This is a genomic window from Variovorax sp. RA8 (assembly GCF_901827175.1).
GTDB lineage: Bacteria > Pseudomonadota > Gammaproteobacteria > Burkholderiales > Burkholderiaceae_C > Variovorax.
Map to the genome: position 1 here is coordinate 5,959,728 of NZ_LR594662.1, position 19,980 is coordinate 5,979,707.

Annotated in this window: 19 protein-coding genes; 15 read left to right on the forward strand and 4 right to left on the reverse strand. The window is 69.0% G+C overall.

Annotated elements, in window-relative coordinates; translation table 11 throughout:
* The first annotated feature begins 11 nt into the window (after positions 1–11).
* Positions 12–2,189, forward strand: coding sequence for a malate synthase G (locus E5P3_RS28380; protein ID WP_162589002.1), 2,178 nt, complete (start codon positions 12–14; stop codon positions 2,187–2,189).
* A gap of 5 nt (positions 2,190–2,194) precedes the next feature.
* Positions 2,195–2,608 (forward strand): PaaI family thioesterase, encoded by a 414-nt coding sequence (locus tag E5P3_RS28385; protein WP_162589003.1) that lies wholly within the window; start codon positions 2,195–2,197, stop codon positions 2,606–2,608.
* A gap of 6 nt (positions 2,609–2,614) precedes the next feature.
* Here E5P3_RS28385 and E5P3_RS28390 read toward each other — a convergent pair whose 3' ends face one another.
* Positions 2,615–3,373 carry a ProQ/FINO family protein gene (locus tag E5P3_RS28390; RefSeq protein ID WP_162589004.1) on the reverse strand — a complete coding sequence of 253 codons (759 nt, stop codon included), beginning with the start codon at positions 3,371–3,373 and terminating at the stop codon, positions 2,615–2,617.
* Between the two features lie 222 nt (positions 3,374–3,595).
* On the opposite strand from E5P3_RS28390, the gene E5P3_RS28395 reads away from it, so the two are divergent.
* Positions 3,596–3,931 (forward strand): proteophosphoglycan ppg4, encoded by a 336-nt coding sequence (locus E5P3_RS28395; protein WP_162589005.1) that lies wholly within the window; start codon positions 3,596–3,598, stop codon positions 3,929–3,931.
* A complete protein-coding gene (locus E5P3_RS28400) occupies positions 3,931–4,590 on the forward strand; it encodes a L,D-transpeptidase (protein WP_443083299.1) in 660 nt (219 codons plus the stop codon). The genes E5P3_RS28395 and E5P3_RS28400 overlap by 1 nt, the downstream gene beginning before the upstream one ends.
* Before the next feature lie 6 nt (positions 4,591–4,596).
* Here E5P3_RS28400 and E5P3_RS28405 read toward each other — a convergent pair whose 3' ends face one another.
* A complete protein-coding gene (locus E5P3_RS28405; RefSeq protein ID WP_162589006.1) occupies positions 4,597–5,529 on the reverse strand; it encodes a LysR substrate-binding domain-containing protein in 933 nt (310 codons plus the stop codon).
* Positions 5,530–5,614: 85 nt separating this feature from the next.
* On the opposite strand from E5P3_RS28405, the gene E5P3_RS28410 reads away from it, so the two are divergent.
* The 4 genes from E5P3_RS28410 to E5P3_RS28425 all read left to right on the forward strand — a co-directional run bounded on the left by E5P3_RS28410 (position 5,615) and on the right by E5P3_RS28425 (position 9,201).
* Complete coding sequence (locus E5P3_RS28410; RefSeq protein ID WP_162589007.1) at positions 5,615–5,926, forward strand: DUF2917 domain-containing protein; 312 nt, start codon at positions 5,615–5,617, stop codon at positions 5,924–5,926.
* 126 nt (positions 5,927–6,052) lie between these two features.
* Entirely contained in the window at positions 6,053–7,231 is a 1,179-nt protein-coding gene (locus E5P3_RS28415; protein WP_162589008.1) for an acetyl-CoA C-acetyltransferase, read from the forward strand.
* Complete coding sequence (locus tag E5P3_RS28420; protein ID WP_162589009.1) at positions 7,231–8,025, forward strand: enoyl-CoA hydratase-related protein; 795 nt, start codon at positions 7,231–7,233, stop codon at positions 8,023–8,025. The genes E5P3_RS28415 and E5P3_RS28420 overlap by 1 nt, the downstream gene beginning before the upstream one ends.
* A gap of 12 nt (positions 8,026–8,037) precedes the next feature.
* Positions 8,038–9,201, forward strand: coding sequence for an acyl-CoA dehydrogenase family protein (locus tag E5P3_RS28425; RefSeq protein WP_162589010.1), 1,164 nt, complete (start codon positions 8,038–8,040; stop codon positions 9,199–9,201).
* A 25-nt stretch (positions 9,202–9,226) separates the two neighbouring features.
* Here the strand turns inward: E5P3_RS28425 and E5P3_RS28430 are convergent, their stop codons facing one another.
* Positions 9,227–10,183 carry a LysR family transcriptional regulator gene (locus tag E5P3_RS28430; RefSeq protein ID WP_162589011.1) on the reverse strand — a complete coding sequence of 319 codons (957 nt, stop codon included), beginning with the start codon at positions 10,181–10,183 and terminating at the stop codon, positions 9,227–9,229.
* A gap of 128 nt (positions 10,184–10,311) precedes the next feature.
* On the opposite strand from E5P3_RS28430, the gene E5P3_RS28435 reads away from it, so the two are divergent.
* From E5P3_RS28435 to E5P3_RS28450, 4 genes are all read left to right on the forward strand, one after another.
* A complete protein-coding gene (locus E5P3_RS28435; protein WP_162589012.1) occupies positions 10,312–11,319 on the forward strand; it encodes an isopenicillin N synthase family dioxygenase in 1,008 nt (335 codons plus the stop codon).
* A 28-nt stretch (positions 11,320–11,347) separates the two neighbouring features.
* Positions 11,348–12,355, forward strand: coding sequence for a Bug family tripartite tricarboxylate transporter substrate binding protein (locus E5P3_RS28440; protein WP_162589013.1), 1,008 nt, complete (start codon positions 11,348–11,350; stop codon positions 12,353–12,355).
* A gap of 159 nt (positions 12,356–12,514) precedes the next feature.
* Positions 12,515–13,771 (forward strand): 6-phosphofructokinase, encoded by a 1,257-nt coding sequence (locus tag E5P3_RS28445; RefSeq protein ID WP_162589014.1) that lies wholly within the window; start codon positions 12,515–12,517, stop codon positions 13,769–13,771.
* A gap of 38 nt (positions 13,772–13,809) precedes the next feature.
* Entirely contained in the window at positions 13,810–13,998 is a 189-nt protein-coding gene (locus E5P3_RS28450) for a cysteine-rich CWC family protein (RefSeq protein WP_443083300.1), read from the forward strand.
* Here the strand turns inward: E5P3_RS28450 and E5P3_RS28455 are convergent.
* Positions 13,967–15,250, reverse strand: coding sequence for a zinc-binding metallopeptidase family protein (locus E5P3_RS28455; RefSeq protein ID WP_162589016.1), 1,284 nt, complete (start codon positions 15,248–15,250; stop codon positions 13,967–13,969). The genes E5P3_RS28450 and E5P3_RS28455 overlap by 32 nt on opposite strands.
* 109 nt (positions 15,251–15,359) lie before the next feature.
* On the opposite strand from E5P3_RS28455, the gene E5P3_RS28460 reads away from it, so the two are divergent.
* From E5P3_RS28460 to E5P3_RS28470, 3 genes are all read left to right on the forward strand, one after another.
* Positions 15,360–16,811 (forward strand): MFS transporter, encoded by a 1,452-nt coding sequence (locus tag E5P3_RS28460; RefSeq protein WP_162589017.1) that lies wholly within the window; start codon positions 15,360–15,362, stop codon positions 16,809–16,811.
* Positions 16,812–16,838: 27 nt separating this feature from the next.
* On the forward strand, positions 16,839–17,603 hold the full coding sequence (locus E5P3_RS28465; RefSeq protein ID WP_162589018.1) for a class II glutamine amidotransferase: 765 nt from the start codon (positions 16,839–16,841) through the stop codon (positions 17,601–17,603).
* A 92-nt stretch (positions 17,604–17,695) separates the two neighbouring features.
* Positions 17,696–19,906 (forward strand): TonB-dependent receptor, encoded by a 2,211-nt coding sequence (locus E5P3_RS28470; RefSeq protein WP_162589019.1) that lies wholly within the window; start codon positions 17,696–17,698, stop codon positions 19,904–19,906.
* Positions 19,907–19,980: the final 74 nt, after the last annotated feature.

The following is a 19,980-nucleotide window of genomic DNA, read 5'->3' on the forward strand; positions in this document are numbered from 1 at the left end:
AGTAGCTAACCATGACCGCCCGCACGACCGTCCACGGCCTCCAGGTCGCCACCGAGCTCCATCGCTTCATCGAAGACCAGGTGCTGCCGGCCACCGGCGTCGCCAGCGAGGTTTTCTGGAAGGGCTTCGACGCCATCGTCGGCGATCTCGCGCCCAAGAACATCGCGCTCCTGGCCGAGCGCGACCGCCTGCAGTCCGAGATGGACGCCTGGCACCAGGCCCATCCCGGCCCGATCGCCGACATGCCGGCTTACCGCGCCTTCCTCGAGAAGATCGGCTACCTGCTGCCGCAGCCCAAGGGCGCGAAGGCCACCACCACCAACGTCGACGCCGAGCTCGCGCTGCAGGCCGGCCCGCAGTTGGTGGTGCCGATCCTCAACGCACGCTATGCGCTGAACGCCGCCAACGCGCGCTGGGGCTCGCTCTACGACGCGCTCTACGGCACCGACGCCATCCCCGAGACCGATGGCGCGGAGAAGGGCCAGGGCTACAACCCGGTGCGCGGCGCGAAGGTGATCGCCTTCGCGCGCGAAGTGCTGGACCAGGCCGCGCCGCTGGCCAATGGCTCGCACAAGAACGCGACCGGCTACTCGGTGAAGGACGGCCAGCTGATGGTGGCACTGCAAAGCAGCAGCACGCCACTGGCGGACCCCTGGCAATTCGTCGGCTACCAGGGCGATGGGGCGACGCCAAGCTCGGTGCTGCTCAGGCACAACGGCATCCACCTCGACATCCGCATCGATCGCAACACGCCGATCGGCAAGACCGACCCGGCGGGCATCAGCGACGTGGTGCTCGAGGCGGCGCTGTCCACCATCCTCGACCTCGAGGACTCGGTGGCAGTGGTCGATGCGCAGGACAAGGTGCTCGCCTATTCGAACTGGCTCGGCATCCTGCAGGGCACGCTGACGGAGGAAGTGCAGAAGGGCGGCAAGACCTTCACCCGCGGCCTCAACCCGGACCGCGAGTACACCGGCGCCGACGGCAAGCCGGTCAAGCTGCACGGCCGCTCGCTGATGTTCGTGCGCAACGTCGGCCACCTGATGACCAACCCGGCGATCCTCTACGGTGAGGGCAAGGAGATTCCCGAGGGGATCATGGACGCGGTGATCACCACCACCATCGCCACCATCGACCTGAAGCGCAAGGGCAACTCGCGCACCGGCAGCGTCTACATCGTGAAGCCCAAGATGCACGGCCCGGCCGAGGTGGCCTTCGCCAGCGAGCTGTTCGGCCGCGTCGAGCAGATGCTGGGCCTGCCCGCCAACACGGTGAAGCTCGGGATCATGGACGAGGAGCGCCGCACCAGCGTCAACCTGAAGGCTTGCATCGCCGAGGCGGCGGGCCGGGTGGCCTTCATCAACACCGGCTTCCTGGACCGCACCGGCGACGAGATGCACACCGCGATGCGCGCCGGCCCGATGCTGCGCAAGGGCGACATGAAGACCACGCCCTGGATCCAGGCCTACGAGAAGAACAACGTGCTGGTGGGCCTCTCGTGCGGCCTGCGCGGCAAGGCCCAGATCGGCAAGGGCATGTGGGCCATGCCGGACCTGATGGCCGCAATGCTGGAACAGAAGATCGGCCACCCGAAGGCCGGCGCCAACACCGCCTGGGTGCCCTCCCCCACGGCCGCCACGCTGCATGCGCTGCACTACCACCGCGTGAATGTGGCCGAGGTGCAGAAGGAGCTCGAGAAGATCGACGCCGATGCCGAGCGCGACAACATCCTCGCCGATCTGCTCAAGGTGCCGGTCGCGCCCGAGGCGAAGTGGACGTCGGCCGAACGCCAGCAGGAGCTGGACAACAACGTGCAGGGCATCCTGGGCTACGTGGTGCGCTGGATCGACCAGGGCGTGGGCTGCTCCAAGGTGCCCGACATCCACAACGTGGGGCTGATGGAAGACCGCGCGACCTTGCGCATCTCGAGCCAGCACATCGCCAACTGGCTGCTGCATGGCGTGGTGACGAAGGAAGAAGTGGAAGCAACCTTCCAGCGCATGGCCGCGGTGGTCGACGGGCAGAACGCGGGCGATCCGCTCTACAAGAAGATGGCGGGCCACTTCGAGACCTCGGCGGCGTACAAGGCGGCGCAGGACCTGGTGTTCAAGGGCGTGGAGCAGCCGAGCGGGTACACCGAGCCGCTGCTGCATGCCTGGCGGCTGAAGGTGAAGGCCGGGCAGGCCTGATCGCCATGCCAGCCACCAAGGAAGAAATCGCAGCATTCATTGCACGCGAGTTTCCGCAGACGAAGTGCGCCGTCCTCGAAGCCGGCAATGCCGGCGCGACCGTCGCGCACGAGGTGGGGCCCGCCGAATTGCGGCCCGGCGGCACGGTCTCAGGGCCGGTCCTCATGGCCACGGCCGATGTGGCGCTTTATGTGGCGATCCTCGCTGAAATCGGCATCGTTCCCTTGACGGTGACCACCAGCCTGAACATCAACTTCCTTCGCAAGCCGGAGGCGGGCGCGCGCGTCATCGGCGTCTGCAAGCTCATCAAGCTGGGTCGCTCGCTGGCGGTTGGCGAGGTCAGCCTTTACTCGGAGGGGCGCAGCGAAGTCGTTGCGCATGCGGTGGGGACCTATTCCATTCCGCCACGCGCAACGTAAGCCTCGTCAGGCCCTCGCTCCCGCGGGGGCCGCGGAGGCCAGCGTTCGCTTCACCTCCGCCGGATCCATCCCGTACATCTCCGCGAACTCGGCGATGCTGCGACCGCTGGCCTCGAAGGCGCGGCGCAGCGCCTCGCGCTTCGCGTTGCGCGCGCCCAGTTCGGCAAAGGCCTCGTCGAGGACTGCGTTGGCGCTCTCGTCGTTGCTGCGCACCACGAGCATGTAGTCCTCGCGCGAGAGGCCCGAGGCCTCGATGGCCGCCATCAGGCGTGCGCGCAACTGCGGGCGCAGGTCCTCGCTGCTGCGCGCCTGGCGCCTGCGGAACACTTCGAGGATGGCGTGGTGCACATGCTCGGGAGCGACGGGTTCCACGGGCACGCCGCCCAGGTCATGGCGCGGCTTGCCCGCTGCCACGGCTTCGAGGTAACGCGTGGACCGCGCATGCAGGCCGAGCGCGACCTTCAGGTCATCGCGCTTGAACTCGTCGGCATGCGCCGCCAGCAGGTCCTCGAACACGCCGAGCTTCAGCGGCAGGAAGCGCGCGCCGAACAGCCCAGGGTAGAGCTCGAACAGCCGCTCCAGCACGGGATGGGTCTTGCGCGGACGGGGGGGCTGCTTGCCCTGCGCGGGCTGGTGCCCCGGCGGCTTCTGCTGCGCCGCGCCGGCACGCCTGTGCTTGCGCGCGGGCGGAGCGTTCCTTTCCTTCTGCGACGGCGAGGGTTGCGGCGAAGAGGCGGTATCGGTATCGGCTGTGTTCGAGGTCATGGATATGGCGGCCCTCCCAGGCCTGAAGTCGCACGAAGCGGCGCGGACCCGAACTGTAATGCGAGACGCTTCGCCGCACGGCCGCCGCAGCCTTCCGAGTCCCGCCCCCTCGTCCTACACCCATGCGCGCGACGCACCGACCCGGCCCCGTAACCATCTGTCTACGTTTGCAAATACTGAGGCCTCAGTCAACAACCATTCACCCCTTCAAGGAGATAGCTCATGACATCCACCTCGTTTCCCAAAGTGCTGAAAGTCACTGCCGCCGCGTTCGCCATTGCCGGGGCCGCAGGCCTCGCCGTCGCACAAGGCAACCCGCCGACCACCAGCTCGCCCAATCCCGCAACGGGCGCAGGCCAGCAGGCGCAAGGCACGCAGGGCACTCAGGGCAGCACGCCCATGGGCACGACCGGCACGCCTGCCGCACAGGGCTCCGGGGCGATGAGTTCCGGCTCCGCGGCCAGCGGCAGCACCTCGGGCAGCGGGACGATGTCTTCGACCGACACCACGCCGAGGTCTTCCGACAACATGCGCATGGCGCGGGCTGACCGCAACTGATCGTGCGACGCATCTCGCCGACCTTGCCGGGCGCAGCGCCCGGCCTTCTCGCGCTGGCCTTGGTCGCTGCCGCGCTGGCACTCCCCGTGCCGGCGCAGGCGCAGGGTGAGCTCGAGAGCCTGGTCCAGTGGGTGCGAACTACCGGCGACAACCAGGGGGCGGCCTTCGCTGTCGTCGACAAGAAGGGTGCTCGCGTCCACGTCTTCGATGCGGGCGGAAAGAAGCGGGCGTCTGCGCCGATCCTTCTCGGCCTGGCGCGCGGGGACGATTCGGTGCCCGGCATCGGCGAGCGCCCGATGGCACAGATCCGGCCCGAAGAACGCACAACACCGGCCGGCCGCTTTGCCACCGAGCCGGGCCGCAACCTGCAGGGCGAAGACATCGTGTGGGTCGACTACGACGCAGCGGTCTCGATGCACCGTGTGCGTGCCACCAACCCGGCCGAGCGCCGCCTGGAGCGGCTCGCGACGCCGGGCGTCGAGGACAACCGCATTTCCTATGGCTGCATCAACGTGCCGGCAGCCTTCTACGATGCGCACGTGAAGCCCACGCTTGGCGCCCACCGCGGCGTGGTCTATGTGCTGCCGGAAACAAGGCCGCTCGCAGCGGTGTTCGGCCTGGGCACGCGGGTCGCCGCGAGGCCGGTTGCGCAGCGCTGAAGCCGATCAGGCACGCTGCGCGGCCTCGGCCTCGGCACGCAGCCACCGGATGAAATCCTGCGCGTCCGCGTTTTGTGCGGCGCGGCGGGCGCTGTCGATGAAATAGGCGCGGCGCGAGGCCACGTCCGTGCCGAAGGGCGCCACGAGGCTCCCTTCTTCCACCAGGTCGCGCAGCAACGGCAAGCGGCCGATCACGACGCCTTGGCCGGCCACGGCCGCGGCAACGGCGTCGGTGTACAGCGTGAAGCGCAGGGAATTCTTCATGCGCAGGCCGGTGAGCCCCATCACTTCGAGCCAAGGCTCCCAGTCAACCGTGGGAGCATCGTTGTGCTTGGGCATGTCGATGGTCAGCAGGGTCTGATCGACGAGATCGTCGGGCGAGTGCAGCCGCTCGGCGACCTTGGGCGCGCACAGCGGTATGACCGATTCCTCGAAGAGCGCAGGGCCGGTGCCGCGCTCGAGCGGCACGAAGCGCACCGCCACGTCGATGCGGCTGCGTTCGAGGTCCAGTACCTCCAACGTGGCCGAGAGCCGCACGTCGACCCGCGGATGGTCCGAGGTGAAGCGCGCGAGACGCGGGATCAGCCAGAAGGAGGCGAAGCCCGGCGTGCAGGTGATCGCGACCTGGCGCAGCATCGGCGCCGCCCGCAGCCGCGCGGTTGCATCGCGCAGCCGTTCCAGGCTTTCGACGACGGCGCGCTGCAGCACGCCACCGGCCTCGGTCAGCGCCAGGGCGCGATGGCGGCGCTCGAACAACAGCACGCCCAGGCTCGCCTCGAGCTGCTGGATCTGCCGGCTGACGGCGGACTGGGTCAGGAAGAGCTCGGCCGCCGCCTGCGTGAAGCTCAGCGTGCGAGCCGCGGCCTCGAAGCTGCGCAGCAGCTCCAGGGGCGGCAGCTCGGCGCCGGCGGGAGGGGGTTTTGCATTCTCTGCGCGCATGCAACGAGTTCCATATGACCGTGTGACTACGGCGCTCCGGCTCACTATATTCATTCCACAGCCGAATGCAAAAGGAGAGTCCGCCATGAACACCGCCCCCAGCCGTTTCCACCTGAGCCTGGCCAAGCGCACCATCTTCACTCTGCCGGATGCCGCGGGCGTGGGCATCGAATGCCGCAGCGGCAGCGTATGGGTCACTCTGGACCACGATCCGCGCGACATCGTGCTGGCGCCGGGCGAGCGATTCGAAGGCGATCAGCACCGGCGCATGCTGGTGTCGGCGCTGGAGCCCTCGTGCATCACGGTTTCGGGCTCGCAGCCGGCGGCGCTGCCGGTGCGGGAGGAGCCCGCTCGGTCGCCTTGGCGACTCCGGCTCCACGGGATGTCCCCGGCTTGACCGTCGGTGCCCGGGCGTTGAACCATCGACGCTCGTGGCCCTGGACGCAGCGACGCCGTCACCCAGGTTGACGGCGTCTTGCTTTGGTGCTCGGCCATGCTTTTCCCTCCCGAGCAAGGACATCAGATGGCAGAGGCATACATCGTGGCCGCGACGCGGACCGCCGGCGGCCGCCGCGGCGGCAGGCTGGCGGGTTGGCATCCGGCCGACCTGGCGGCGCAAGTGATCGACGCGCTGGTCGCGAAGAGCGGCATCGACCCGGCCGCGGTGGAGGACGTGATCCTGGGCTGCGTCAGCCAGGTCGGCGAGCAGGCCACCAACATCGCGCGCAACGCGGTGCTGGCCTCGAGCCTGCCCGAATCGGTACCGGGCACCTCGGTCGACCGGCAATGCGGCTCCTCGCAGCAGGCGCTGCACTTCGCAGCGCAGGCCGTGATGGCGGGCAGCATGGACGCGGTGATCGCGGGCGGCGTCGAGAGCATGACGCGCGTGCCCATGTTCACGCCCAACGTGCTGCCGGCCAAGGCCGGTCTCGGCACCTACATGAGCCCCGCCATGCAGCGCCGCTACCCGGGCGTGGAGTTCAGCCAGTTCACCGGCGCCGAGATGATCGCGAAGAACTACGGGATCGCGAAGGAGGCGCTGGACCGCTACGCCTTCGAGACCCACCGGCGCGCCATCGCCGCCACCCGCGAGGGCGCCTTCGCCGAGGAGATCCTTCCCGTCGCGGTGCGGCTCGCCGATGGCAGTACCTCGGGCGAGATGCACCAGGTGGACGAAGGCATCCGCTTCGACGTCACGCTGGAAGGCATCGCCGGCGTGAAGCTGATCGCTGAGGGCGGCCGCTGCACCGCCGCCACCGCCAGCCAGATCTGCGACGGCGCCAGCGGCGTGCTGGTGGTCAACGAACGCGGGCTCAGGGCGCTGGGCGTGAAGCCGCTGGCGCGCATCCACCACATGGGCGTGCTGGGCCATGACCCGGTGATCATGCTGGAGGCGCCCATTCCCGCCACCCAGCGCGCGCTGCAGAAGGCCGGCATGAAGATCGAGGACATCGACCTCTACGAGATCAACGAGGCCTTCGCGCCGGTGCCCATCGCCTGGCTGCAGGCGCTGGGCGCCGACCCGGCCCGGCTCAACGTCAACGGCGGCGCGATCGCGCTGGGCCATCCGCTGGGCGCCTCCGGCACCAAGCTCATGACCACGCTCGTCCACGCGCTGAGCCAGCGTGGCAAGCGCTTTGGGCTGCAAACCATGTGCGAAGGCGGCGGCATGGCCAACGTGACGATCGTCGAGAGGCTCTGATGTCTGCCGTCATCTGGGAATCGAAGGAGGGCGTCGCCACGCTGACGCTGAACCTGCCGGCCAAGCTCAACCCGATCGCGCTCGACCTGCAGCACGAACTGGGCGCCGCGTTGGCCCGCGTGCGCGAGGACCGCAGCGTGCGCGCCGTGGTCCTCACCGGCGCCGGCAAGGCCTTCTGCGTGGGTGCGGACCTGAGCGCGATGCGCCCGCCCGAAGCCGGCGAGACGCTCGGCGATCAGACCGCGAAGTGGATGCAGTCGGTAAGCAACCCGCTGATCGAGTCGATGCGCGCGTTCCCGGTGCCGGTGGTGTGCGCGGTCAACGGCGCCGCGGCGGGTGCCGGCGTGGGGCTCGTGCTGGCCTGCGACGTGGCGATCGCGGCGAAGAGCGCGTACTTCTACCTGTCCTTCCTGCCCAAGCTGGGCATCGTGCCGGACCTGGGCTGCACCTGGTTCATTCCGCGCCTGGTGGGTCCGGCGCGCGCGATGGGCATGAGCCTGCTCGACGAGCGCCTCGGCGCCGAGCGCGCGGCGCAATGGGGCCTGATCTGGGCCTGCGTCGACGACGATCTGCTCCTGCTGGAGGCCCAGCAGATCGCACGGCGCCTGGCACGCCTGCCGGCCCACGCGGTCATCGAAGCGCGCCGTGCCTTCGAAGCATCGCAGCGCCACACGCTGCCCGAGCAATTGCACTACGAGAGCGAGCGCCAGCGCGAACTCCTGAACCACCCCGCCTTCGCCGAGGGCGTCGCGGCCTTCCTGCAGAAGCGCGCGCCGGAGTTTCCGGGGCGCTGAACTGGGCACACCATGATCGAACGCACCCTCTTCACCCCCGACCACGAGGCCTTTCGCGACAGCTTCCGCCGCTTCATGGACAAGGAGATCGCGCCTTTCCATGAGGACTGGGAAGCGCAGGGCTACGTCGATCGCCAGCTCTGGAACAAGGCGGGCGAGAACGGTTTTCTGTGCATGTCGCTGCCCGAGGAACACGGCGGCGCGGGCGCCGACCTGCTCTATTCGGTGATCCAGTTCGAGGAGCTGTGGGCGCGTGGCTTCACCGGCGTCGGCTTCGGACTGCACAGCGAGATCGTGGCGCCCTACATCCTCCACTACGGCACCGAGGCGCAGAAGAAGAACTACCTGCCGCGGCTGGCCAGCGGCGAGATGGTTGGCGCCATCGCGATGAGCGAGCCCGGCGCCGGCAGCGACCTGCAGGCCGTGCGCACCGCCGCGCTCAAGCAGACCGACGGCAGCTGGCGGCTCTCGGGCAGCAAGACCTTCATCACCAACGGCTGGCATGCCGACCTGGTGATCGTGGTGGCCAAGACCGACCCCGCGGGCGGCGCCAAGGGCACCAGCCTCTTCCTGGTGGAGCGCGGCATGCCGGGCTTCGAGAAGGGCCAGCGGCTGAAGAAGCTTGGCCTGAAGGCGCAGGACACCTCGGAGCTGTTCTTCAACGATGTGCACCTGCCGGCAGAGGCCCTGCTCGGAGGGCAGGCGCAGGAGAACCGCGGGTTCGTCTGCCTGATGGAGCAGTTGCCCTGGGAGCGGTTGCAGATCGCGATCAGCGCGGTGGCCGCTTCGCAGGCGGCGATCGACCACACCGTCGCCTACGTCAAGGACCGCAAGGTCTTCGGCCAGGCGGTGGGCGCCTACCAGAACACGCGCTACACCCTGGCCGAGCTGCAGACCGAGGTGCAGGTCGCGCAGGTCTTCGTCGACAAGTGCATCGAGCTGCTGCTGCAGCAGAAGCTGGACACCGCCACCGCCAGCATGGCCAAGTACTGGACCACCGACCTGCAGTGCAAGGTGATGGACGAGTGCGTGCAGCTGCACGGCGGCTACGGCTTCATGTGGGAGTACCCGGTGACCCGCGCGTACGCCGATGCGCGGGTGCAGCGCATCTATGGCGGGACCAACGAGATCATGAAGGAAGTGATCACGCGGGCGATGGGCTTGCCGGGGCGCTGAAAAGCGGGAACCCAAGGCCAGGCACCTAGGCGCGCGCGCCCAGCCCGAGGATCAGGTCGCGCAACCAGCGCTGCGCGCTCGAGGCCCGCTCGGGGCCGGGCGACAGCAGCACGATGCGCACGGGATCGATCTCGAACGGCGGCGGCTGCAGCACGACGGCATCGCGCGCGGTCCCTTCGAGGTCGCAGAACACGCCTCGCGCGAGCGTGGCCACCAGGCCCGAACCTTCCAGCATGGCCGGCACGCGCAGGAAACTGGGAACGATGCAGCGGATGTCGCGCCGGTGCCCGGCCGCCTTGAGCACTGCGTCCACGGCGCTGTATTCGCCCTGCCCCACTGCGACGCGCAGGTGGGGCGCCGCGAGGTAGGAGAGCAGGCCCATGCCGGCGCCGTGGGCGCGCCGCGAGAACGCCACCACGTAGGGGTCGGCCAGCAACTCGTCGCACTGGATGGCGGCATCGGCCAGCACCGGATTGCCGACGATCGCCATGTCCACCGCGTCGCCGAGCAGCATGCCTTCGGCGGCGTAGCGGTCGATGGAGCGCACGGTCAGGCGCACGCCGGGCGCGCGCCGCTCCAGGGCCATCCACAGGCGCGGCGAGAAGACCCTTTCGGCGTAGTCGGTCATCCCGATGCGCAGCTCGAAGGCGTCACGCAGCGGGTCGAAGAGCCTGCGCTCCTCGTGCAGCGAGTCGATCAATGCGACGGCCGCCTGGATGGTGGGATGAAGCTGCTGCGCGACCTGGGTGGGCCACATCTCGCCGCCGCGCAGCACGAAGAGCTCGTCACGCAGCAGCTCGCGCAGGCGGGACAGCGAATGGCTCAGCGCCGACTGGCTGCGGCCCAGCCGCTGCGCGGCGAGCGTGACCTGGCGCTCGTCGTAGATGGAGAGGAAGGCGAGCAGGTGCTGGATCTCGACGCCGAAGGGCCGGCCCCGCAGCGAGCGCTGGTGCGAAGCCGGAGCGCCATTCATCGGTTTCATACTGGGTTTCATCCATATTCATGCCGGCGGACATGCACGGTGCTCCAGGCGCGGATGGCGCCACTAGGATCGATTGCGCGCAGGCGGACATGCGCCGCCATTCTCGATCCAACTCAGGAGACCTCTGCATGAGCCTCGTCATGGAAAGCAGCATCCACGCCATCCCGGTGATCGACATCCAGCCCTTCTCCCGCGGCTCGCCGGAGGGCCGGCGCGAAGTGGCGGCCGCGGTGCAACAGGCCTGCGAAGGCCTCGGCTTCCTGGTCGTGACCGGCCACGGCGTGCCGGAGGCCGTGACCGACGCCTTGTACCGGGAAGCGATCGCCTTCTTCGACCTGCCGCTGGAGGAGAAGAACCGCATCCGCAAGCCGGCCGGCACGGCCTACAAGGGCTATGGCGCGATGGGCGTGAAGACGATCGGCAAGCACATCGATCCGACGCTCAAGCCTTCGCTGCACGAAAGCTTCGCCATCGGCCCGCTGGACGTGAGCGACGACCCCTACTACACGCGCCCGGAGGCCGGCAACAACTTCATGCCCAATCTCTGGCCCGAGCGCCCCGCGGCATTGCGCCCGGCAATGACGGCCTACTACCGCGAGATGGAACGGCTGTCCGCCGACATCCTGCGCATCTTCGCGCAGGTGCTGGACCTCGACCCCGGCTATTTCGCGTCGCGCATCGACCGCCACACCAGCATCCTGCGCACCATCCACTACCCGGCACTCGAACGCCCCCCGGAGAAGGGCGAGGAGCGCTCGGGCGCGCATTCCGACACGACGGCGATCACGGTGCTGAAGATCGACGACGCGCCCGGCGGACTTCAGGTGATGCTGCCCGACGGAGGCTGGCGTGACGTGCCGAAGATCCCAGGCGCCTTCGTGATCAACATCGGCGACATCATGATGCGCTGGACGAACGACCGCTTCGTCTCGACGATGCACCGCGTGGTGAACCCGCCCGAAGGCGTGGGCACGCGTGCGCGCCGGCTGTCGATCCCCTACTTCTGCATGCCCAACTACGACGCACTCATCGAGTGCATCCCGAGCTGCATCGGCGACGGCGCGCGCTACAGCCCGATCGCCTCCGGCAAGCTGCTGGCCGACCGCTACGCGGCGACCTACGCGAACGACAAATAACCGCATACCCCCCTCTGGAGTTGCCGCCATGACACGCTCGATCTCTCCGGCCATGCCGGCCCGCCGCGCCTCGTGCCGGACTCTTCTCGCCGCGGCGCTGCTGGCCGCAGGCACGGCGGCGTGGGCCCAGGGCGCGACGGCGACAGCGGCGGCGACGCCGATCCGCATCGTCGTGCCCTATCCCGCCGGCGGCGGCGCGGACATCGTCACGCGCCGCATTGCCGAACGGGCCAAGGACATCCTGGGACAGCCCATCGTGGTGGAGAACAAGACCGGCGCGGCCACCGCCATCGGCGCGCTCGCCGTGCAGAAGGCGCCGCCCGACGGGCACACGCTTCTGCTCGCGACCTCCACCACGCTGGCGGTCAATCCCAACCTGCAGCGCAGCCTGACCTACGCGCCCGACAAGCTGGTGCCTGTCGCGGCGCTGCAAGCCGTGCCCTTCATGCTCAGCGTCGACCGCCAGACGCCGATCTCCTCGCTGCGCGAGCTGCCGGCCTATGCGCAGGCGCATCCCGGCATGGTGAACTACGGCACGCTGGGCGTGGGCAGCTCCAACCACATGCTGGGCGGCCTGCTCGAGAAGCGCGCGCCGGGCCTGGTGCCCATCCACTACCAAAGCTCCGGCCAGGCCATGCTGGCGCTGGCCCGCGGCGACATCCACCTCTACTTCGACGGCATCTCGACCTCGGTGGCGCGCGTCAACGCCGGCGAGTTGCGCGGGCTCGCGGTGACCAGCCGCAAGCGCGTGCCCGCGGTGCCCGGCATTCCGACGGTGGAAGAGGCCGGCTTTCCAGAACTCGGCCTGTCCATCTGGTATGGACTGGTGGCACCGGCCGGCACGCCCGACGCGGTGATTCGCCGGCTCAATGGCGCCTTCAACCAGGTGCTCGCGCAGCCCGAGGTCACCGCCTTCATGACCGCCGACGGCACCGAGCCGATGGCCATGACGCCGGAGGCCTTCGGCGCGCTGATCCGCGAGGACCGCGCGACCTGGAAGCGCACGATCGACGCGCTGCAGATTAGGCTCGAGTGAGACGCCCCGACGGGGGGCCCACCCGATAGTCCGATCCCGCCCCCGGTTCGCGAGCCGGCTCGCGCAAGCCCAAGGGCTGCGCGAGAATGCAACAGCCATCGCGCTTGCATCCGGCGGCGCTCGGCATTTTGCAATGGCTGGATTCCAGGAGTTCACACCATGCCCCTCAATGCCTTCTATGCCCAATCCGGCGGCGTCACTGCGGTGATCAACGCCTCCGCCGCCGGGGTGATCGAGACGGCGCGCCGGCACGCCGACCGCATCGGCACCGTGTATGCCGGGCGCAACGGCATCCTCGGCGCGCTGGCCGAGGAGCTGATCGACACCGGGCTCGAATCGGCCGAAGCCATCGCAGCGCTGCGCACGACGCCCGCGGGCGCCTTCGGCTCCTGCCGCTACAAGCTCAAGTCGCTGGAGAAGAACCGGCGCGAGTACGAGCGGCTGATCGAGGTCTTCAAGGCGCACGGCATCGGCTACTTCTTCTACAACGGCGGCGGGGATTCGGCCGACACGTGCTTCAAGGTGAGCCAGCTGTCGCAGTCGATGGGTTACCCGCTGCAGGCTATCCACGTGCCCAAGACGATCGACAACGACCTGCCGCTGACGGACTGCTGCCCCGGCTTCGGCTCGGTCGCGAAGTACGTCGCGGTCTCCACGCTCGAGGCCTCGCTGGACGTGCGCTCGATGGCCGCGACCTCGACCAAGGTCTTCGTGCTGGAGGTGATGGGCCGCCATGCAGGCTGGATCGCGGCGGCCGGCGGGCTGGCGGCCGACCACGGCATCCCCGTGGTGATCCTGTTCCCCGAGATTCCATTCGACCAGCCGGCCTTCCTGGCGCGGGTCGATGCGCTGGTCAAGCACCATGGCTATTGCACGGTAGTGGTCTCGGAAGGGGCGCACCATCCCGACGGCAGCTTCCTCGCCGAGCAGGGCAGCAAGGACGCCTTCGGCCATGCGCAGCTCGGCGGCGCCGCGCCGGTCGTGGCGCAGATGGTGAAGGAGGCGCTGGGCTACAAGTTCCACTGGGCGGTGGCCGACTACCTGCAGCGCTCGGCGCGCCACATCGCATCGGCCACCGACGCGCGCCAGGCCTACGAGCTGGGCCAGCGCGCCGTCGAGCTCGCGCTCGAAGGGAAGAACGCGGTGATGCCGTGCATCGAGCGCACGTCCGACGCGCCCTATGCGTATCGCATCGGGAGCGCGCCGCTGGACCAGGTGGCCAATGCCGAGAAGTTCATGCCGCGCGACTACATCTCGGCCGATGGCTACGGCATCAGCGAGAAGGGGCGCGCATACCTGCTGCCGCTGATCCAGGGCGAGGACTATCCGGCGTATCGCGATGGCCTGCCGGTGTACGTGACGCTGCAGAACCATCCTGTCGAGAAGAAGCTGCCCGCCTTCGAGATCGCGAAGTGACAGGCGCGAAGCCGGGACTCGATGCCTCGCGCTGCCCGGTGTGCGGCGAAGCCAACCGCTGCGCGATCGAGCTGGAACGGGAGACGGGTCAGCCGCAGGGGCCCTGCTGGTGCATGCAGGCCGGCGTCAGCCCGGAGGCGCTCGCGCGTGTGCCGGCCGAGGCGCGGGGCCTGGCCTGCATCTGCGCGCGCTGCGCTATGGGTGCGGTTGCTCCACAACCCGTTTAGCGCCCTGAGGCTCGCTGACGAGTTTGCGCGAGCTGGCGCGCTGCTCCGAAATGACCTCGTGAATGAACTGGAGCTTTCCTACCGCGACCCGCGGCAGCACGAAGGGGTAGTAGTCGGGCTGGCCCATGCTGCGTGAGAGCTCGTTGAGCACGTTGGTGAGGCGCACCCAGCCGTTGAGGAAGTCGAGGAATTCGCCGGCCTCGGGATGCTCGGGCTGCCACAGGTCCGGGAGTTCGAAGAGGTCGCTGGTGAGCTCCACGTTCTGCGCATCGACGCCGAAGCTCATCGCCGTGTCGGCGGTGTCGGCCATGTGCAGGTAGTGGGCCCAGGTCTCGGCCCAGTCCTCCCACGGATGTGAGCTGGCGTAGCTGGTCACGAAACGATTGGCCCAGTCGGGCGGCGGGCCGCTCTCATAGTGGGCCTGCAGCGCCGCCGCGTAGTCGGCGCGTTCGTCGCCGAAGAGCTCGCGGAAGGGCTCGAGCCAGTGGGTCGGCTGGACCAGCAGGTCCCAGTAGTAGTGGCCGATCTCATGGCGGAAATGGCCCACCAGGGTGCGATAGGGCTCGCGCATCTCGGCGCGGATGCGCTCGCGCACGGCGTCCTCGGCCTCCTCGGCATTGAGGGTGATCACGCCCATCTGGTGGCCGGTCATCACATGCGGCCCGCCCGGCACATTGCCGAGGAAGTCGAAGGCCAGGCCGTGCACCGGATCGGCCAGCCGCGTCACCACCGGCAGCTTGAGCGCGAGCAGCTGCGAGACCAGCCGGCGCTTGGCCAGCTCGAGCTTGCGCCACAGTTCACCATTGCTCTCGATCGACAGGTCGGGAATGGTGCGCGTGACGCTGCACGCCAGGCAGAGGCCGGGCACCAGCCCATCGGTGTTGAAGGATGGGTCGTCGCCCTCGCGCGGCGCCGGCACCATCCAGTTGCAGGCCGCCGGAGTCAGCAGGTTGTCGCAGCGGCGGTAGGCCTTGCCCTGCGCATCGCCGAAGACGGTAAAGGTATCCGGCTCGGCACCCTCGCGCGTGTCGGGCGCGAGCGGCACCACGCCCAGGTGCTCGACCGCGTAGCCCAGCGGTGTGTGGCAGGCCAGGCACTGGCTGTTGCGCAGGAACACGGGCCGGCCGCACTGGCACTGGTAGGCGCGGGTGACCGTCGGCGCCTTCAGTTCGGCCGCGAGCGAGGGTGCGGCTTCGGCATTGGTCTCGGCGTTGGTGCCTGCGGGTGTGTTGTCGTCGGTGGCGGATTCCATTTCGAAAGAACGTGCGGAAGAACGACGCGCCATTGTCGAGGCGGCGGGCGCGGCGGCCGGGTGAGCAATGCCCGTATCCTTGTAGGACAGCCGAACAGGCTGCAGCACGATGATCGACACACCCCCGCCCCTCTCCCTCAGTGCCCGCTACGGGACGCGCTACCGCTGGCTGCTCCTTCTCTCGGTGATGATCGGCGTGATGGCCTCGATCATGTCCTCGACCATCGTCAACGTGGCGATCCCGGGCATGAGCCACCATTTCGAGCTGGGCCAGGAGCGCGCGCAATGGGTCAGCTCGGGCTTCATGGTGGCGATGACGGTCTCGATGCTGACCACACCCTGGCTGCTGGCGCGCTACGGCTACCGCCGGACCTATGTCGGCACCATGGTGCTGCTGCTGGCGGGCGGCGTCAGCGGGGGGCTGGCCAACCACTTCCCGCTGGTGCTGGCGGCGCGGGTGGCTGAAGGGCTGGCGGCAGGGGTGGTTCAGCCGATCCCGGCCATCATCATCCTGCGTGCGTTCGAGCCCCACGAGCAGGGCCGTGCCAGTGGCATCTTCGGCATGGGCGTGGTGCTGGCGCCGGCCGTGGGCCCGAGCATCGGCGGCGTGCTGGTCGACCTGTTCGGCTGGCGCTCGATCTTCTTCATGGTGGTGCCCTTCTGCATCGCCTCGATCTGGCTGGCCTACAAGTTCGTGCCGGTCACCGCGCCGGGCGGCGCCATCGCTGCGCGCAGCGGCGGCCTGGACTGGGGCGGCCTGGCGCTGGGCACGGCCGGCACGCTGTGCCTGCTCAATGGCCTGGTCGAGCTGCGCGGCGATGCGCCGCTGCAGGCAGCGGCGCTGCTCGCCTGCGCGGGCCTGGCCTTCGGTGCCTTCATCGCCTGGCAGCGCCGGGTCGCGGCCACGGGCGGCACGCCGCTGATGAACCTGGCGCTGTTCCAGCACCGGCAGTTCGCCATGGGCAGCGTGGTGGCCTTCATCTACGGCACGGCGCTGTTCGGCTCCACCTACCTGCTCCCGGTCTACATGCAGGTCGGGCTGCATCTCTCGGCCTCGCACGTGGGCACCATCCTGTTGCCGGCCGGGATCGTGCTGGCGGTCACCATCGCGGGGGTCGGCCGGCTGGCCGACCGGCAGCCGACCTGGCTGCTGGTGTGCATCGGCCTCGCGCTGCTGGCCGTCTCCTTCGCGCTGATGGTGGTACTGCGGCTGGACAGCGCGCTCTGGCTGCTGGCGGCTTTCGCGGTCATCGGCCGGGTGGGGCTGGGCTTCATCCTCCCCTCCCTCAACCTGGGGTCGATGCGCCCGCTGGAGCGGGCGCTGATCCCGCAGGGGGCCAGCGCGATCAACTTCCTGCGCATGCTGGGCGGCGCCGCCGGCGTGAGCCTGTGCGCGATCGTGCTCGAATGGCGGCTGGCCGCGCACGGCGATTCGCTCGCGAACGCTGCCACCAGCACGGCCCGGCTGGCGGCTTTCGACGAGGTGTTCCTGCTGCTGGCCGGGCTGTGCGCGCTGGCGATCTGCGCGGCCTGGCAGCTTCGGGAAAAGCGCAAGCCCTGAAGCCTTTGCTGCGTTCTAATCATCCGCATGTGCCAGCTTCTCGGAATGAACTGCAACACGCCGACGGACGTGACCTTCAGCTTCACGGGCTTCGCGCAACGCGGCGGGCGCACCGACCACCACGCCGACGGCTGGGGCATCGCCTTCTTCGAGGACCGGGGCCTGCGGCACTTCGTCGACCACCAGCCGGCCTGCGAGTCGCCGGTGGCCGAGCTGATCCGGCGCTACCCGATCAAGAGCCGCAACGTCATCGCCCACATCCGCAAGGCCACGCAGGGCGCGGTGAACCTGCAGAACTGCCACCCCTTCGTGCGCGAGCTGTGGGGACGCTACTGGGTGTTCGCCCACAACGGCGACCTGAAGGACTTCCGGCCGCGGCTGCACGGCAACTTCCACCCGGTGGGCAACACCGACAGCGAGCATGCCTTCTGCTGGATCATGCAGGAGCTGGCCAAGTCGCATGCCGGCGTGCCCACCATCGATGAGCTGACGCTCACGCTGCGCGAGCTGGCGCCGCGCTTCGCACGCCAAGGCAGCTTCAACTTCATGCTCTCCAACGGGCAGGCGCTGTGGTCCCATGCCTCGACGAACCTCTGGTACATCGAGCGGCGCCACCCGTTCCTGACGGCCGAGCTCTCGGACGAAGACCTGTCCGTGGACTTCGCCCAGCACACCACGCCGGACGATCGCGTTGCGGTGGTGGTGACCGCGCCCCTGACCGTCAACGAGACCTGGACGGCCTTCGCGGCCGGCGAGCTGGCGGTCTTCGTCGACGGGCAGCGCAGGTCCTGAGGGGCGCAAGCGCAAGAACGTGGCAGCGAAGGGAGGTCGCCCGTAGATAATAACGGTTCTCATTTGCAACCTACTTCCCCGAGAACCGTTTCATGCTGCCTGTTCCCTCCCGCCTGCGCCCCGTTGCCCTCGCCGCCTTCCTGTCATTCCAAGCCTGGACCGCGACGGCCCAGCCGGGGACGGCGGAGTCGGCCGGAACGCTCTCGACGCTGACGGTCGAGGCCAGCGCCGACGCCTCGGCGGAGGGCCTCGCCAAGCCCTTCGCGGGCGGCCAGGTCGCGCGCGGTGGGCGCACAGGCATCCTGGGCAACCAGGACTACATGAGCTCGCCCTTCGGCGTGACCAGCTACACCAACGAGCTGATCCAGAACCAGCAGGCGCGCAGCGTAGGCGACGTGCTGCAGAACAACTCGTCGGTGCGGGTGGCGCGCGGCTTCGGGAATTTCCAGGAGTCGTACTTCATCCGCGGCTTCATCCTGACCTCGGACAGCGTCGCCTACAACGGCCTCTACAGCCTGCTGCCGCGCCAGTACATCTCGTCCGAGCTGTTCGAGCGGGTCGAGGTGCTGCAGGGCGCCAGCGCCTTCCTGACGGGCGCAGCGCCGGGCGGCGACGGCATCGGCGGCTCGGTCAACCTGCTGCCCAAGCGCGCCGGCAGCGAGCCGCTGACGCATCTCACGCTGGGCGCCTCCAGCGGTTCGCAGGTCTATGCCGCGACCGACATCGCGCGCCGCTTCGGCCCCGACCAGAGCCTGGGCATCCGCGTCAACGCGGCCCATCGCGACGGCGGCACCGGCGTGGACAACGAGCACGTGAAGCTCGACGTGGCCTCCGTCGGCCTCGACTGGCGCAGCCGCAACGCGCGCCTGTCCGCCGACATCGGCCACCAGGAGCACCGGCTGAGCGAGACGCGCACCAACGTCACGCTGGGCAGCGGCGTGAGCATCGTGCCGGCGGCGCCGGATGCGAAGACCAACTGGGCACAGCCCTGGAGCTACTCCAACGAGCGCGACACCTTCGGCACACTGCGCGGCGAATACGATTTCAGCGACAACGTCACCGGCTGGTTCGCGGCCGGCATGCGCCGCGGCGTCGAGGCCAACTCGCTGGCCAATCTCAGCGTGAGCGATGCACTCACCGGCGCGGGCACCACCTACCGCTTCGACAACACGGGCATCGAGAAGGTCAAGACCGGCCAGCTCGGCGTGCGTGGCAAGCTCGCGACCGGGCCGGTGAAGCACGAGCTGGTGGCCGCCTACGACTACTTCGAGTCGGACCGGAAGAACGCCTACCGCTTCGATTTCCTCAACACCCAGAGCACCAATCTCTACAACCCGATTCCCTCGTTCCTGCCGGCCTTCAGCGCCTTCTCGCTCGGCGGCAACGACCTGAGTTCGCCGCGGACGACCGGGAAAAAGCGGCTGACCAGTTACGCCATCGGCGACACGATGTCCTTCCTGGACGCCTCGGTGCTGGTCACGGTCGGCGCCCGCCGCCAGACGCTGGACATCGACAGCTTCGCCTACGACACCGGCGCGCAGATCGGCGACTACGACCAGAGCCGCACCAGCCCCGCGGCGGGAGTGGTGTTCAAGGCCACGAAGGAACTGTCGGTCTACGCGAACTACATCGAGAGCCTGGCCGCCGGCGAGACGGCGCCGGCCCAGGTCGGCGGCCGGCCGGTGCTCAACGCAGGGCAGGCGCTCGCGCCCTATGTCGCCAAGCAGAAGGAGCTCGGCCTCAAGTACGACGGTGGCGGCCTCGGCGCGACCGCGGCGCTGTTCTCGATCGAGAAGCCGCGCGCCCTGATCAATGCGGCCGGCACCTTTGCCACGGAGGGCAAGGACCGCCACCAGGGCCTGGAGGTGACAGCCTTCGGCGAACCGGTGAAAGGCCTGCGCGTGCTGGGCGGCGTGACGCTGCTGAACGCCAAGCAGAAGGACACGGGCATCGCCACCACCGACGGCAGGCGCGTGATCGGCGTGCCGAAGGCACAAGGCACGCTGGGCCTGGAATGGGACGTGCCGGGCGTGCGGGGCCTCTCGCTGGACGCCCGCATGATCACGAGCGGCCACAGCTATGCGGACGCGACCAACACCCTGCGCGTGCCCGGCTGGACCCGGCTTGACGTCGGCGCGCGCTACATCACCGAAGTCGCCGGCCGCCTGCTGACGCTGCGCGCGCGCATCGACAACGTTGCGAACCGCGACTACTGGGCCTCGGTCGGCGGCTCGCCCGGCGCCGGCTACCTGGTGCTGGGCAACCCGCGCACCTTCAGCCTGACGGCTTCTGTCGACTTCTGAGGCGGCGGGCGCCATGCGCAGCTGCTGGACGCGGTCGCGATGACCCGCGCGGGAGCTCGACAGCAACCGCTCTG

Coding starts and splice junctions, on each gene's coding strand:
- E5P3_RS28470 (WP_162589019.1), top strand. CDS start 17,696: ATGCTGCCTGTTCCCTCCCGCCTGCGCCCCGTTGCCCTCGCCGCCTTC.
- E5P3_RS28460 (WP_162589017.1), top strand. CDS start 15,360: ATGATCGACACACCCCCGCCCCTCTCCCTCAGTGCCCGCTACGGGACG.
- E5P3_RS28405 (WP_162589006.1), bottom strand. CDS start 5,529: ATGCGCGCAGAGAATGCAAAACCCCCTCCCGCCGGCGCCGAGCTGCCG.
- E5P3_RS28430 (WP_162589011.1), bottom strand. CDS start 10,183: ATGAAACCGATGAATGGCGCTCCGGCTTCGCACCAGCGCTCGCTGCGG.
- E5P3_RS28380 (WP_162589002.1), top strand. CDS start 12: ATGACCGCCCGCACGACCGTCCACGGCCTCCAGGTCGCCACCGAGCTC.
- E5P3_RS28465 (WP_162589018.1), top strand. CDS start 16,839: ATGTGCCAGCTTCTCGGAATGAACTGCAACACGCCGACGGACGTGACC.
- E5P3_RS28425 (WP_162589010.1), top strand. CDS start 8,038: ATGATCGAACGCACCCTCTTCACCCCCGACCACGAGGCCTTTCGCGAC.
- E5P3_RS28420 (WP_162589009.1), top strand. CDS start 7,231: ATGTCTGCCGTCATCTGGGAATCGAAGGAGGGCGTCGCCACGCTGACG.
- E5P3_RS28445 (WP_162589014.1), top strand. CDS start 12,515: ATGCCCCTCAATGCCTTCTATGCCCAATCCGGCGGCGTCACTGCGGTG.
- E5P3_RS28440 (WP_162589013.1), top strand. CDS start 11,348: ATGACACGCTCGATCTCTCCGGCCATGCCGGCCCGCCGCGCCTCGTGC.
- E5P3_RS28455 (WP_162589016.1), bottom strand. CDS start 15,250: ATGGAATCCGCCACCGACGACAACACACCCGCAGGCACCAACGCCGAG.
- E5P3_RS28415 (WP_162589008.1), top strand. CDS start 6,053: ATGGCAGAGGCATACATCGTGGCCGCGACGCGGACCGCCGGCGGCCGC.
- E5P3_RS28435 (WP_162589012.1), top strand. CDS start 10,312: ATGAGCCTCGTCATGGAAAGCAGCATCCACGCCATCCCGGTGATCGAC.
- E5P3_RS28385 (WP_162589003.1), top strand. CDS start 2,195: ATGCCAGCCACCAAGGAAGAAATCGCAGCATTCATTGCACGCGAGTTT.
- E5P3_RS28410 (WP_162589007.1), top strand. CDS start 5,615: ATGAACACCGCCCCCAGCCGTTTCCACCTGAGCCTGGCCAAGCGCACC.
- E5P3_RS28395 (WP_162589005.1), top strand. CDS start 3,596: ATGACATCCACCTCGTTTCCCAAAGTGCTGAAAGTCACTGCCGCCGCG.
- E5P3_RS28390 (WP_162589004.1), bottom strand. CDS start 3,373: ATGACCTCGAACACAGCCGATACCGATACCGCCTCTTCGCCGCAACCC.